Genomic DNA, 11,682 nt, shown 5'->3' on the forward strand with positions numbered 1-11,682 from the left:
AACGAGACCAGGGGATACCGAGTGCCGAGAGGTAGTTTAAGATTAGAATTAGGGGTGGGTCTTTAATCTTACCCGCCTCCAACTTAGAGATTAGAGTTTGGCTCTTACCGCATTCCAAAGCGATCTCCTTTTGGGAGAGACCAACTTCCTTTCGGTAACCTTTAAGGAGTTCCGAGGCGAAATGGGTTATCACAATCCAATCTTATTAAAAAGTGGTAATTTGTCAAGTTAAAATATTAATGTCATTCATATTTTTGCCAGCCGCCCCTTTTTTACAAGTCTTTAATTTACAATAACTTATTTGATTTGGCCTCTAAAATGGGGGGCAGTATAGGGGATATAAGAGGGGTGATAAAGGAAGGCCTAATTTTTAGCCTAACAGAAGTTATAATTATCAGGCTAAATCCTGGTGTAAAGCGGCAACTGATGGGAAGGTGAATCTTGTATTTAAGGAAAGGCATAAGAGAAGGTCTTGCGGAGAGAATAAGAGAAAGTTTAATCTTCGGTCTAACTCGGGTTTTAAGAGACGGTCTAATGTTAGGCTTAAAGGAAAGTCTAATCCCGAAGAAGAGATTAGGGGGTAGATAGTATCCCTTGGAATATGGAAACTTGACTAATATTTAATCTCAGGCTAATATTAAGAAATTATGCGTTTAATTTTGATTATTTTAATCTTCTTCATCTTCGGCCTTTTGGTTTACGGTTACTTAGAGTATCGGGAAATGCTCTTGCGGATAAAGGGGACCGAAGAGGAGGCCGCAATCCGGCAAAGAGAAATTCTTTTTCTCTACGAAAGAAGATTGAAGGATTTGGAAGGGGAATATGCTTCTCTTCTATTAAGAAAGGATAGATTAAAAGCCCAAGATAGAAAGAAGTTGGAGGAGTTGGAGGAGAAGATTAAAGAGATGAGGAAGACGATTGAACAATGGAAGGTAACCGAAGAGGAAAAGAAGAAGAACACCCTCTATCGGATGTGTGTGGAACTTTATCCCCAAACCCGGGGTCTCTGTGAATACCTAAAAGAGAAAGCAAAGGAATAGGTACTATGTGCCTTACGATTCCAGTTCAAGTGAAAGAGGTAAAGGGGACAAAGGCAATTGTCCAAAAGGGGGAAGAGGAGTTTACTATTGATATCACCCTGCTGCCAGAAGTTAAACCCAAAGATTGGCTCCTTACGATTTCCGGTCTTGCCTTAAAAAAGGTGAGTGAAGAGGATGCCCAGGAGATATTGGATTTCTTAAATTATTCCTTCATCACCGACCCGAGGCGGGTCTCAGAGAGATTTACGAGGATAATCCAAGAATCAAAATTCCGGCTTCTAAATAAAGAGGAGATTATTTATCTCTTAAATACCGAAGGCTACGAAAAGGAAGCCCTCCTCTCCGAAGGCAATATGACGAGGAAGATAAATATTAAAGATTTTATCTGCATCCATGGGGTGATTGAATTTAGCAATCATTGCCAAAATGACTGCCTATATTGCGGTTTACGTTCGGGGGCGAAGATTAGCCGTTACCGGATGACAAAAAAGGAGATCGTAGAAAGGGTGGTGGAGGTGGTGGAAAATAAGGGTTATAAACTTTTGGTCCTCCAATCCGGAGAGGATTACTTCTTTTCCGCCGCCGACCTCGCAGAGGTTGTGAGGGAGATAAAGTCAAGGGTTAAGGTCTTTATCTTTTTAAGTTGCGGAGAAAGGGGGGAGGAGTTTTACGCCACTCTCCGCCGGGCGGGTGCTTCCGGTATCCTTTTAAGATTTGAAACCTCTAACCCCATTCTCTTTTCTCGCCTCCATCCCAATGGTAAATCATTGGAAAGGAGATTGTCCCATCTTAAATTCTTAAGGGAGATGGGCTATTTCCTGGCTACTGGGTTTTTAGTCGGTTTGCCCGGGCAGAAGGTTGAGGATATCGCAGAAGATATCTTAACCGTTATGAAATTAAAGCCGGAGATGGTCTCTCTCGGTCCTTTCCTCCCTTCTCCTGATACCCCATTAGCCAATTTTCAACCACCGGACACGGATCTGGTCTTAAAGACAATCGCCATCATTCGCCTCCTCCATAAGAGGGCGAGGATTCCGGTCTCCACCGCCTTAGAGACTCTTCATCCGGAAGGGAGAAAGAGAGCCCTCCAGGCGGGCGCCAATGCCTTAATGTTCATTTTGACACCGGAGAGGTATCGGTCGCTTTATACCCTCTATCCCAATCGGGCTTTTAATGAAGAGGAGATTTGGGAGAAGTATGGACTTTATAAATATGAGAAGAGTTATGATATGCTGGAGGAGCGCTTAAAGTCGGAGATTGAAAGATGACGGAGACGGAAAAAGAGATAAAAGAGATTGTGAACGAAGATTTATTCTTTAACCTCTTGGAGGGGAAAGCCCACCCGGATAAGAAGGAAGTAGAAGAGATTCTCAAAAAAGGGGAGAAGAAGAAAGGGCTTTCCCTCTCTGAGGTTTCCGCCCTCTTGAATGTCCAGGATAAAGATTTGATTGAAGAGATAGCGAGGGTGGCGGGAAAGGTGAAGCGGGAAATCTATGGGGAACGGCTTGTCCTCTTTGCCCCTCTTTACCTTTCTAACTTCTGTATCAACGACTGTGAGTATTGTGGCTTCCACCGGCGGAATCCCCACCCGAGAAGGAAATTGAGTTTGGAAGAGATTGCCGAGGAGGTGCGAATCCTTTTGCGGATGGGGCACAAGAGGGTTCTGGTGGAAGCGGGTGAGGACCCAGAAAATAATTCCATCTCTTATATCGTTTCCGCGATTAAGAAGATTTATGAGACGAAGGAGGGAAAGGGGGAGATTAGAAGGGTGAATGTTAATATCTCGGCAACGACGGTGGAAAATTACCGGCGTCTGAAAGAGGTAGGAATTGGTACTTACCAGTTATTCCAAGAGACCTACCACCGCAAGACCTACGAGAGAATCCATAATGGACCAAAAAGGGATTTTATGCGGCAAATCTTTGCCCACAACCGGGCTTTTCAGGCGGGAATTGATGATATCGGTCTTGGCGTACTCTTTGGCCTTTATGATTACCGATTTGAGGTCTTAGGTTTAGTCTCCCACGCCCAGTATTTAGAGAGGAGATTTGGTGTCGGTCCCCATACGATCTCCGTTCCCCGTTTCCGTCCGGCACCAACTGTCAATTTCTCTCCTTTCTATCAGGTTTCGGAGGAGGAACTATTAAAAATTATTGCCATCTTACGCCTGGCGGTTCCTTATACCGGAATGATCATCTCAACTCGGGAGCGAGGAGAGATTCGGGAGCGTGCCTTTGAGATTGGGATTTCCCAGACGAGCGCTGGTTCGCGTACCACTCCGGGTGGTTATAGCGCCTCGGAAAGTTCTCCCCAATTTGCCATCTCCGACCAGAGGAGGCTGGATGAGGTAATCTTGGGGATGTTAAAGAAGAATTTTATCCCCAGTTTCTGCACCGCCTGCTATCGCTCCGGTCGGACCGGGGAGCGATTTATGAGTTTGGCAAAACCCGGGGATATCCATCTCCTCTGCCGACCCAATGGCCTTCTGACTTTCAAAGAATATCTGGAAGATTATGCCTCACCCGAAGTGAAGGAATTGGGGGAGAAGGTTTTAAGTTTTTATTTAAAAAAGGTTAACTCGGGTTTGAGGGAGAAGACCGAAGAACTATTAAAGAGGATTTCCGCCGGGGAGCGCGATCTCTATTTTTAAAGTGGATAAAATTCTAATCTTAGATTTTGGTTCCCAGTACACCCAATTGATTGCCCGCCGGATAAGGGAATTGAAGGTCTATTGTGAAATCTATCCCTTCAATTTTCCTCCCTCTCGGATAAGAAATATAGCCCCGAAGGGGATAATTCTCTCTGGGAGTCCGGCTTCGGTTCACTCTTTTTCTTACCCGGTACCGGCAAGAGAAATTTTTAATTTAAATATTCCGATTCTCGGGATCTGTTATGGGATGCAGGTTATCGCTCACTTATTTGGGGGAAGGGTGGAGTCTGCCGCCCAAGATAAGAGTATCCGGGAATACGGTCCCGCTGTTCTGGCGATTAGGCGCCCGGGGAAAATTTTTTCTTCCCTCCCTTCTCGTTTCCGAGTCTGGATGAGCCATGGGGATACGGTGGTAAAATTACCCCCTGGTTTTGTTACCGCTGCCAGCACCGAGATGATAAGAAATGCTGCCTTCTTTAATGAAGAAAAGAAGATTTATGGGGTTCAGTTTCATCCGGAGGTCTACCATACCGAAAAGGGGAAGGAGGTGATCGCTAATTTCTTATTTAAGGTCTGTGGTTGTCAAAAAGAGTGGACGATGCGTAATTTTCTCTCTCAGAAGATAAGAGAGATTCAGGAAGTGGTTAAGGGAGAAAAGATCCTCTGTGCCCTCTCCGGGGGGGTTGATTCTACGGTTTTGGCATTTCTCTGCCAAAAGGCAGTGGGCAGAAACCTTCTTTGTCTCTTTGTTGATAACGGTCTATTAAGAAGGGGGGAAAAGGAAGAGGTGGCACGCAATTTGGGTAAGTTATTACCGATAAGATATATCAACGCCCAAGACCGGTTCCTAAAAAGACTGAAAGGTGTTGAAGACCCAGAAGAAAAGAGGAAGATTATCGGCGAGGAATTTATTAGGGTCTTTGAAGAGGAGGGGAAGGGGATAAGATATTTAGCCCAAGGGACACTCTATCCGGATGTGATTGAGAGCCGTTCCTATCATGGCGGTCCTTCCGCCAAGATAAAGACCCACCATAATGTTGGCGGCTTGCCGGAGCGGCTTAGGTTTAATTTGATTGAACCATTTAAGGAACTATTTAAGGACGAGGTTCGGGAATTGGGAAAGATTTTGGGGGTGAAGAGAGTAATTTTAGAAAGGCACCCCTTTCCCGGTCCGGGGTTAGCGGTGCGCATTTTAGGGGAAGTGACAAGAGAGAAATTGGAGCGGTTGAGAGATGCGGACGAGATTCTCCTTTCTGAGTTAAAAAAATCCGGATTTTACTTAAAGACCTGGCAGGCATTCTCTATTCTCCTGCCCGTAAAGAGTGTGGGGGTGATGGGTGACGAAAGGACTTATGAAAATGTCTGTGCCCTGCGAATTGTTACCTCGCGTGACGGGATGACCGCGGATTGGGCAAAATTACCTTATCCTCTCCTTGCCCGAATTGCCAACCGGATAATTAACGAGGTGAAGGGGATAAATCGGGTCGTCTACGATTTAAGTACTAAACCACCAGCCACGATTGAATGGGAATAGCCTTGACTTTATTAACAAGGTTGCTACTATCCTATTTTAAGAATGCGTTTTTACTTTGCCCGGGCGGATTATAAAGCCGCGAGTTTTATCATTTTAGGTATCCCTTTTGACCGCACATCCTCTTTTCTCCCCGGAACACGGTTTGCGGTCAATAATGTGCGGCTGGGAGCGGAAAATATTGAGACCTTTAGCCCCTACCAGAATCTCTCCCTACCCGAAGATAAAATTTTTGATGCCGGTGACCTCTTGCCCGAAATGCCCCCCGAGGAGTTTTTCAAATTGGTGGAAGAAAGAGTCTCTTCCTTCCTTTCCGATAAGAAGAAGGTTTTGAGTATCGGCGGCGAACATACCATTTCCCTGCCCTGTGTCCAGGCTTACAAAAAATTCTATCCTGACCTCATTCTGGTTCACCTTGATGCCCATTCCGATATGCGGGATGAATACTTAGGGGAGAAGATCTGTCACGCCACCGTAATGAGAAGGATTCAGGAGGTGGTGGGGGAAGAAGGAATCTTCTCTTTTGGTATCCGCTCCCTGACGGAGGAGTGTCGGAAAAGGCATAAAAATCTTTACCCCTTTCGGGTCTTAGAACCACTCTTGGCGCTTAAAGAGAGATTGAGAGGAAGACCAATTTATCTCACCTTAGATTTAGACATTCTTGACGGCTGTCTCTTCCCAGCCGTTTCCACGCCGGAGCCGAACGGAATCTTCTTTGCCGAACTTTTGGCAGCGATCAAAGAACTTGCCCATCTCACCTTAGTGGGAGCGGATATTGTTGAGTATAACCCTTTATCTAACCCCTCTCTCGCTTATGCGGTGGGGGTCTCCCTTTTGGTGAGAGAGATAATCTTGGCTTATTTTAATAGGGGGGTAAATGAAAAGAATGTCTTTTTGGGGAGGTAGAAATAATGTGTTGTAATGCCTGCGTTCGCTATGCCGTCTGTGTCCAGAAGAACGAATTGCGTGACGACTGCTGCTCTCAGTGCCGATATTTTGATTCCTGTATGGAACTGACAAAAGACGAAAAGAGGAGAGACAAGTTCATTACCACAAAAAAGAGATACCCGAGAAGATGAGAACCGTTTAATCATCTTAAAGGAGGGATTATGTGTTGCGAAATCTGCCCCTATTATAAAGACTGTGAGGAGTTGGGGAAAATTAGAAATTCCTGCTGTCCCGAATGTCCCTCTTATGAAGAATGTATGGGTGGGGAGTTGGAAGAAGAGGAAACACTTTAATTCTAACGAATGATGACAAACTTTTCCACCCCAATCCGATAAGGCTTTTTTTCTTCCCGCAAGCGGAGGAGATAGAGACCAGAGGCGAAAGATTCATCAATTTCCAAGAGGAAGCCGTTTCTTATCGTTTCTACCTTTTTTGGTTTTAACCTCTTACCCCGGAGATTAAAAATCTCCACCCTTATACTATCCGGAGGGATAGAATTCTCAATCTTAATTGTCAATCGGGAAGAATGGGGAAGGAGAAGCGGATTGGGGTGGAGGCTAAAAAGTAATCTTTCCTCTGCCGCTTCTTCTTCCCGATAGGTGATTTCTATCAAACCCTCCCTTGTCCCCACATACGCTCTATTCGGAGACAAGGTGAGGGAGAGGTAATATTCTAAGGTATTCTTCCAATTGGGAAGAATTGGACTATTATTGGGGGTGAAGGAAAGCCAAGCATCTTTTTCCGGATGAAAAAGGGAAAGCCCCCCTTCGGTTAGGATCCAGACCCAACCTCCATTATCAACCCTCACCCGGAGGCAGGAGTTGGAGACCAGACCAGAATTTGCCTCATTCCAGATCCGAAACCGCTCACCGGAAAGAAGGGCAAGCCCTTGGGGTGTTGCCACCCAAATCCGGTCTTTTAAGTCAGAAGCGACCGAGAGGATATTAGTTGAGGCGAGACCTTCGGTGAAGATCTTCACCGAATCATCCGTCGGGTCAGAAAGGGTTCCCTTAGGGTCGAATTGTAAAAGTCCGTTGGGTGTTCCTAAATAGACCCTCTTTTTACTGTCAAAGGCAATCTCCCGACCGCGGAGACAGGCACCCAAACCGGGAACGGTAAACTCATAACTCCTACCGCTACTATCTAAGGCCACAATATTACCAATACCGTTCCAGAACCATTTCGTACCATCCTGGTCAATATTTAAGGCACCGACCACATTCTTTGGTGTCTGTTCCCCCCACCGGAATATCTCCCAACTCCTACTAATCTTATCATAGCAAGAAAGCCCTCCCCATTCTGACCAATGCCCAACCCAAAGGCGATTCTTCTTATCAATCACCAAAGGATCGGGGACGGGTAGGGTATCCTTGAGAAAGGAGATTGTATCCTGGGAAATGAGAGTGAGATGATTTGCTCCCCAGAAGAAATGGGAGAGATAGATATCCCCTTCGGTATCTTCCACCACTGAGAAGATACAGTTGGCGGCAATCGTCTTAAATCTTATCTCTTTCATCCGCTCCCCTTCTATCTTGATTAGAGAGCCGGAGGAGGCATCCCCGCCCCGAATTCCCAAAAGGAAGAAGTCGGAGATAAAAAGGGCTGTGGTATAATCACCATAAAAGGAGTAAAAATTTGTCCCGTCATAGATGAAGGTCCCCCGATTGCTGGCGATATAGAATCTCTCAAAAGAGAAACGGAAATCGAAGACGACTAAGGAGAAGGGGAAGAAGAAGGAAGGGAAGAATGTGTCAAGAGATTGGTCATAATAGGCGATACCGTCCTCACCGCAGACGAACAAGGTATCCCGCGCCGAGAGGATCCCCTTTATGGAATCGCCGATTGGCAACCGGTAAGATTTCGTTATTAGGCCATCTTTACTAATCCGGAATAAGCCCCGGCCAGTCCCCACCCAAAAAAAGGTGTCGGCGTAAAGGGAGTGGACGATATAGCCGGGAATCAAATTTCGGAGCCGATGCGAATCCGGTTGAAGAAAGAAACCTCGGGTCTCAATGAGATAAACCCCCATCTCACTTCCCAAGAGGATGGTGTCACCGAAGATTTTCACCTTCCGGATGGAGGTGGGCAACCTTTCGGGGGGATAGCGAAGAAAGTTTCTCTTATCCCAAATCAAAACCCCCCGGTAGAGGGTAGCTAACCAGAGATTATCATCCCGATCCCAGGCAAAGGATTGGAGGTAATGGGAGGAAAGGCCATCCCGGTAGGTGTAATTTTGCAATACCTTCTCCTCTTCTAAGGAGAAGAGGACCAATCCTCCCGTAGTGGCGAGATAGAAGGTATCGTTTCTCTCTTCTATCTGGTTTATATATTGGTAAGTGGGATAGACTTTCCAGTTGGTGATCTCAAAATTAATTAGATAAAGGAAAAGAAGCACCATCAGATTTTAAGGGAGAGAGGCGATGAGATTCCTCTGCGCATCGTAAATGGCAAAAGTGAGAGAAGGGGAGGCGAAGGAATGGGAGGCACAGGCAAAGCAGGGGTCATAACAACGGAAAAAGATCTCTATGAGGTTGAGACTATTCTCCGTGATCTCGTCTCTTTTAATATATTCTCTTGCCCCCTGTTGAATAGAGAGATTTATCGCCCCTTTATTATTGGTGGTGGCAACGATGAGGTTCACTTCCTTAATTAAAGCCTTTTCGTCCAATTTATAGTGGTGGATCAAAGTTCCCCGGGCTGCCTCCACAATCCCCACTCCTTCCTTTGGTTTTCCTAACCCGCCGGAGGCGGGCAGATTCCGCAGGTCGCTTCCCGTTATCCCTTCTTCCCTTATTAACTCCAATCCCCTTTCGCAGGCGTATAATAATTCAATCAATCTTGCCCAGTGATAGGCAAAGACATTAGTGATTGGTTTTTTCCCATAAAAGGAAAGAAGTCTTTCGTATTCCTTATTTGCCTCTTGGGTTGCTATTCCCTCCGAGACATTAATCCGAGCTAAGGGTCCAACTCGGTAGAGCCCACTCTCCTTCCCCGGAACTAAACCCTTAAAACCAACCTCTTTTAAGAAGGGAATTTTAACATAAGACCATTCCACAACCGCTTCTTGGATGTGATTTAGATAATCTTGGGGGGCAAATTTAATAAACTCCTTCCCCTCGGGCGTAGTTACCCTCACCTCGCCATCATAGAAATTTAATTGGTTATTCTCATCAACCAAACCCATATTATAAAGGTCAAGAGAGAAGTTTTCGTTTTTAAAGATCCTAACATATTCCGGATTAGAGAGGACTAAGTTATGGAAAATCTCTAAGGTCTTTGAGGCAAAATCCTTACAAGAGAGGAGCATATCTTCAATCCTTTTCTTCTCCTCTTCGGAAATCCCTTTTGTTACTCCCCCGGGAATACCACAGACCGGATGGGTTGCCTTGCCACCCAGGATTTCGGTGATCAATTGGCCATAGGCGCGATGCTTTATCACCTCCAAACCCAATTCCTTTCCCACTTTTTCTATAATCCCGAAGATATTTCTCTTCTCCCTCTCCGCTTGGAAGCCGACCAAAAGATCCGGGCCCCCTAAGAAATAGAAGTGGAGGATATGGTCATAAATGATATAACCGCAATATAAAAGTTCCCTCAACTTTTTTGCGAGGGGGGTTGGCTTAATACCAAAACAGGCATCAAGCGCCTTAGTGGCGGCCATATGATGGGCAACCGGACAGACACCACAAATTCGGGAGGTTAATTGGGGCATATCCTCCGCCTTCCGCCCTTCGCAGAACTTCTCAAAACCCCTCAATTCGGGAACCTGCAAAAGAGCATTTTCTACCTCTCCCTTTTCGTTTAGGAAGATCTCAATCTTGCCGTGCCCTTCCAAACGGGTTATCGGGTCAATAGTTATTCTTCTCATCTTCTTCTCCTTTTTGGAATTAAGGAAGAGGGTAAGGAATACATATAAAATGTGCCGACCGGATCAGAAATTTTCTCTATCATCCGGTCAAGCTCCTCTTCGGGGAGACTCTTCTCTTTATCCAAGGCTAAAATGGAGGCGATGGCCGAAATTGCCTTTGCCCCTTGGTCAAAAACCTCTGGGGTTGGGCCCAGACAGCCAGTACAGGGCCAATTGGCATTAATGCATCTTGTCTGGCAACCACTTCTGGTTACCGGTCCTAAACAGATAACCCCTTCTTCTAAGAAACACTTCTTCGGGTCGGGTGAAATCTCAATCATTCTTTTAATATCCGGCATCTTCTTTGCCTCTTTTGGATTCCGCGCACAATCCTCACAGAGGGCTTTGACGGGGGCTAAAACACTCCCTTTTTCCGGAAGTTTCCCTTGGGCAATCTTTTCTACCGCCTCAATGATTAAGTTGGTGGGGGGGGGACAACCCGGTAGATAATAATCAACCGGCACTACCTTATCTAAAGGGAAGACTTGCTCGTAAAACTCCGGCAGGGTGAGATTCTCAAATTCGGTTTTGGGTAAAATTCCCTTTGGATTATTGGTAGAAGGGGTATTTTTATAGATTCTTTCTAAGATCTCTTCCCGGGAGAAGAGATTAGCAAGACCCGGAATGCAACCTTTGTGGGCACAACTACCAAAGGCAATAAGGATCTTTGATTTTTCCCGCAAAACCTTAGCCAGATGCTCCTGCTCAGAATTTCTAACTGAACCATTGAAAAAGGTGACATCAATAAAACCTTGGGGGAAATTTTCTACATCTTTATATTTCACATCTAAGGCGACAGGCCAGAAGACAATATCGGCAAGGGCGATCACATCTAAAATTTTCTCATTGATATCCAAGACCGCGATTTCACAACCACCACAAGATGCTGCCCAGTAAAAAGCAAATTTCAACTTAGCCATATTTAATCATAAAAAAATTTTTCTAAATGTCAAATCTATTTTAAGCCAATTGGGAAAATTTCTTTAGCCTCTTTATTGTCAAATCCTTTCCTAAAACCGCGATCAGGTCAAAGAGGGGTGGACCAACTGTCTTGCCGGTTAGAGCGACCCGGCAGGGATGGATTAATTCGCTCGCCTTAATCTTTAATTCCTCAGCCAATCCCCTCAATGCCTTCTCGGTTGTCTCTTTATTAAAATCTAAAAGGGAAGAGAATCTTTCTGCTAAGAGATTTAGCCTTTCCCGATTTTCCGAAGTGAGGAAGGATTTTATCTCCGCTAATGGGTAGTCAATCTCCTCCTTTAAGTAGATACTTACCGCCTCCGCCAAGTCAATAAGGGTTCGTGCCCTTTCCTGGGAGATTTTGATTGCGGAAAGGAGACGTCCTTCCTCCCCGGTCACCTTCAAAAAGGGCTTCAGATGGTTAAGGAGTTCTCTGGCTTCCGACTTCCGGATATAGACGCTATTGAAATGTTCTAACTTCTTAAGATCAAATATCGCATTCGCCTTATTCACCCTTTCTAAGGAGAATAATTCAATCATCTCTTCCTTTGTCATAAACTCTCGATCGCCACCCGGCGACCAACCCAAAAGGGCTAAATAATTAAGTAAGGCAGAAGGTAAAAAACCCGCTTCCTTATATTCTAAG

13 protein-coding genes are annotated in these 11,682 nt (G+C 45.4%); 8 read left to right on the forward strand and 5 right to left on the reverse strand.

The features are described 5' to 3' along the window. Positions 1–193 (reverse strand): helix-turn-helix domain-containing protein (locus ABIL00_07580; protein ID MEO0110618.1); only part of this gene is annotated, 193 nt, incomplete at its 3' end. 248 nt (positions 194–441) lie between these two features. On the opposite strand from ABIL00_07580, the gene ABIL00_07585 reads away from it, so the two are divergent. Genes ABIL00_07585 through ABIL00_07620 form a run of 8 tightly spaced genes read left to right on the forward strand, consistent with a single transcriptional unit; the run spans position 442 to position 6,462 of the window. Next, complete coding sequence (locus ABIL00_07585; protein MEO0110619.1) at positions 442–588, forward strand: hypothetical protein; 147 nt, start codon at positions 442–444, stop codon at positions 586–588. Between the two features lie 59 nt (positions 589–647). Further along, positions 648–1,040, forward strand: a complete 393-nt coding sequence (locus tag ABIL00_07590) for a hypothetical protein (protein ID MEO0110620.1) — start codon at positions 648–650, stop codon at positions 1,038–1,040. Between the two features lie 5 nt (positions 1,041–1,045). Further along, positions 1,046–2,308 (forward strand): [FeFe] hydrogenase H-cluster radical SAM maturase HydE, encoded by a 1,263-nt coding sequence (hydE, locus tag ABIL00_07595; protein ID MEO0110621.1) that lies wholly within the window; start codon positions 1,046–1,048, stop codon positions 2,306–2,308. After that, a complete protein-coding gene (hydG, locus tag ABIL00_07600) occupies positions 2,305–3,690 on the forward strand; it encodes a [FeFe] hydrogenase H-cluster radical SAM maturase HydG (GenBank protein MEO0110622.1) in 1,386 nt (461 codons plus the stop codon). Before hydE ends, hydG begins: the two co-directional genes overlap by 4 nt. A gap of 1 nt (position 3,691) precedes the next feature. Next, positions 3,692–5,224 carry a glutamine-hydrolyzing GMP synthase gene (guaA, locus tag ABIL00_07605; GenBank protein MEO0110623.1) on the forward strand — a complete coding sequence of 511 codons (1,533 nt, stop codon included), beginning with the start codon at positions 3,692–3,694 and terminating at the stop codon, positions 5,222–5,224. Positions 5,225–5,266: 42 nt separating this feature from the next. Then, complete coding sequence (gene speB, locus ABIL00_07610; protein MEO0110624.1) at positions 5,267–6,127, forward strand: agmatinase; 861 nt, start codon at positions 5,267–5,269, stop codon at positions 6,125–6,127. Positions 6,128–6,132: 5 nt separating this feature from the next. Beyond that, positions 6,133–6,300 carry a hypothetical protein gene (locus ABIL00_07615; protein ID MEO0110625.1) on the forward strand — a complete coding sequence of 56 codons (168 nt, stop codon included), beginning with the start codon at positions 6,133–6,135 and terminating at the stop codon, positions 6,298–6,300. A gap of 30 nt (positions 6,301–6,330) precedes the next feature. After that, complete coding sequence (locus ABIL00_07620) at positions 6,331–6,462, forward strand: hypothetical protein (protein MEO0110626.1); 132 nt, start codon at positions 6,331–6,333, stop codon at positions 6,460–6,462. Between the two features lie 2 nt (positions 6,463–6,464). On the opposite strand, the gene ABIL00_07625 is transcribed toward ABIL00_07620, so the two are convergent. The 4 genes from ABIL00_07625 to ABIL00_07640 all read right to left on the reverse strand — a co-directional run. Further along, entirely contained in the window at positions 6,465–8,567 is a 2,103-nt protein-coding gene (locus tag ABIL00_07625; protein MEO0110627.1) for a hypothetical protein, read from the reverse strand. A 6-nt stretch (positions 8,568–8,573) separates the two neighbouring features. After that, on the reverse strand, positions 8,574–10,037 hold the full coding sequence (locus ABIL00_07630; protein MEO0110628.1) for a Ni/Fe hydrogenase subunit alpha: 1,464 nt from the start codon (positions 10,035–10,037) through the stop codon (positions 8,574–8,576). Further along, positions 10,034–10,996 (reverse strand): oxidoreductase, encoded by a 963-nt coding sequence (locus ABIL00_07635; protein ID MEO0110629.1) that lies wholly within the window; start codon positions 10,994–10,996, stop codon positions 10,034–10,036. Before ABIL00_07635 ends, ABIL00_07630 begins: the two co-directional genes overlap by 4 nt. Positions 10,997–11,036: 40 nt before the next feature. Beyond that, positions 11,037–11,682, reverse strand: a 646-nt coding sequence (locus ABIL00_07640) for a glutamate--tRNA ligase family protein (protein ID MEO0110630.1), incomplete at its 5' end; no start/stop codon positions are given.

It is taken from the genome of candidate division WOR-3 bacterium (assembly GCA_039801905.1).
In the GTDB taxonomy this organism is placed as follows: domain Bacteria; phylum Hydrothermota; class Tepidihabitantia; order Tepidihabitantales; family JBDRVQ01; genus JBDRVQ01.

Excerpts from the sequence above, each read along its gene's own strand:
- ABIL00_07590 (MEO0110620.1), top strand. The coding sequence starts at position 648 with ATGCGTTTAATTTTGATTATTTTAATCTTCTTCATCTTCGGCCTTTTG.
- hydE (MEO0110621.1), top strand. The coding sequence starts at position 1,046 with ATGTGCCTTACGATTCCAGTTCAAGTGAAAGAGGTAAAGGGGACAAAG.
- hydG (MEO0110622.1), top strand. The coding sequence starts at position 2,305 with ATGACGGAGACGGAAAAAGAGATAAAAGAGATTGTGAACGAAGATTTA.
- speB (MEO0110624.1), top strand. The coding sequence starts at position 5,267 with ATGCGTTTTTACTTTGCCCGGGCGGATTATAAAGCCGCGAGTTTTATC.
- ABIL00_07615 (MEO0110625.1), top strand. The coding sequence starts at position 6,133 with ATGTGTTGTAATGCCTGCGTTCGCTATGCCGTCTGTGTCCAGAAGAAC.
- ABIL00_07620 (MEO0110626.1), top strand. The coding sequence starts at position 6,331 with ATGTGTTGCGAAATCTGCCCCTATTATAAAGACTGTGAGGAGTTGGGG.
- ABIL00_07625 (MEO0110627.1), bottom strand. The coding sequence starts at position 8,567 with ATGGTGCTTCTTTTCCTTTATCTAATTAATTTTGAGATCACCAACTGG.
- ABIL00_07630 (MEO0110628.1), bottom strand. The coding sequence starts at position 10,037 with ATGAGAAGAATAACTATTGACCCGATAACCCGTTTGGAAGGGCACGGC.
- ABIL00_07635 (MEO0110629.1), bottom strand. The coding sequence starts at position 10,996 with ATGGCTAAGTTGAAATTTGCTTTTTACTGGGCAGCATCTTGTGGTGGT.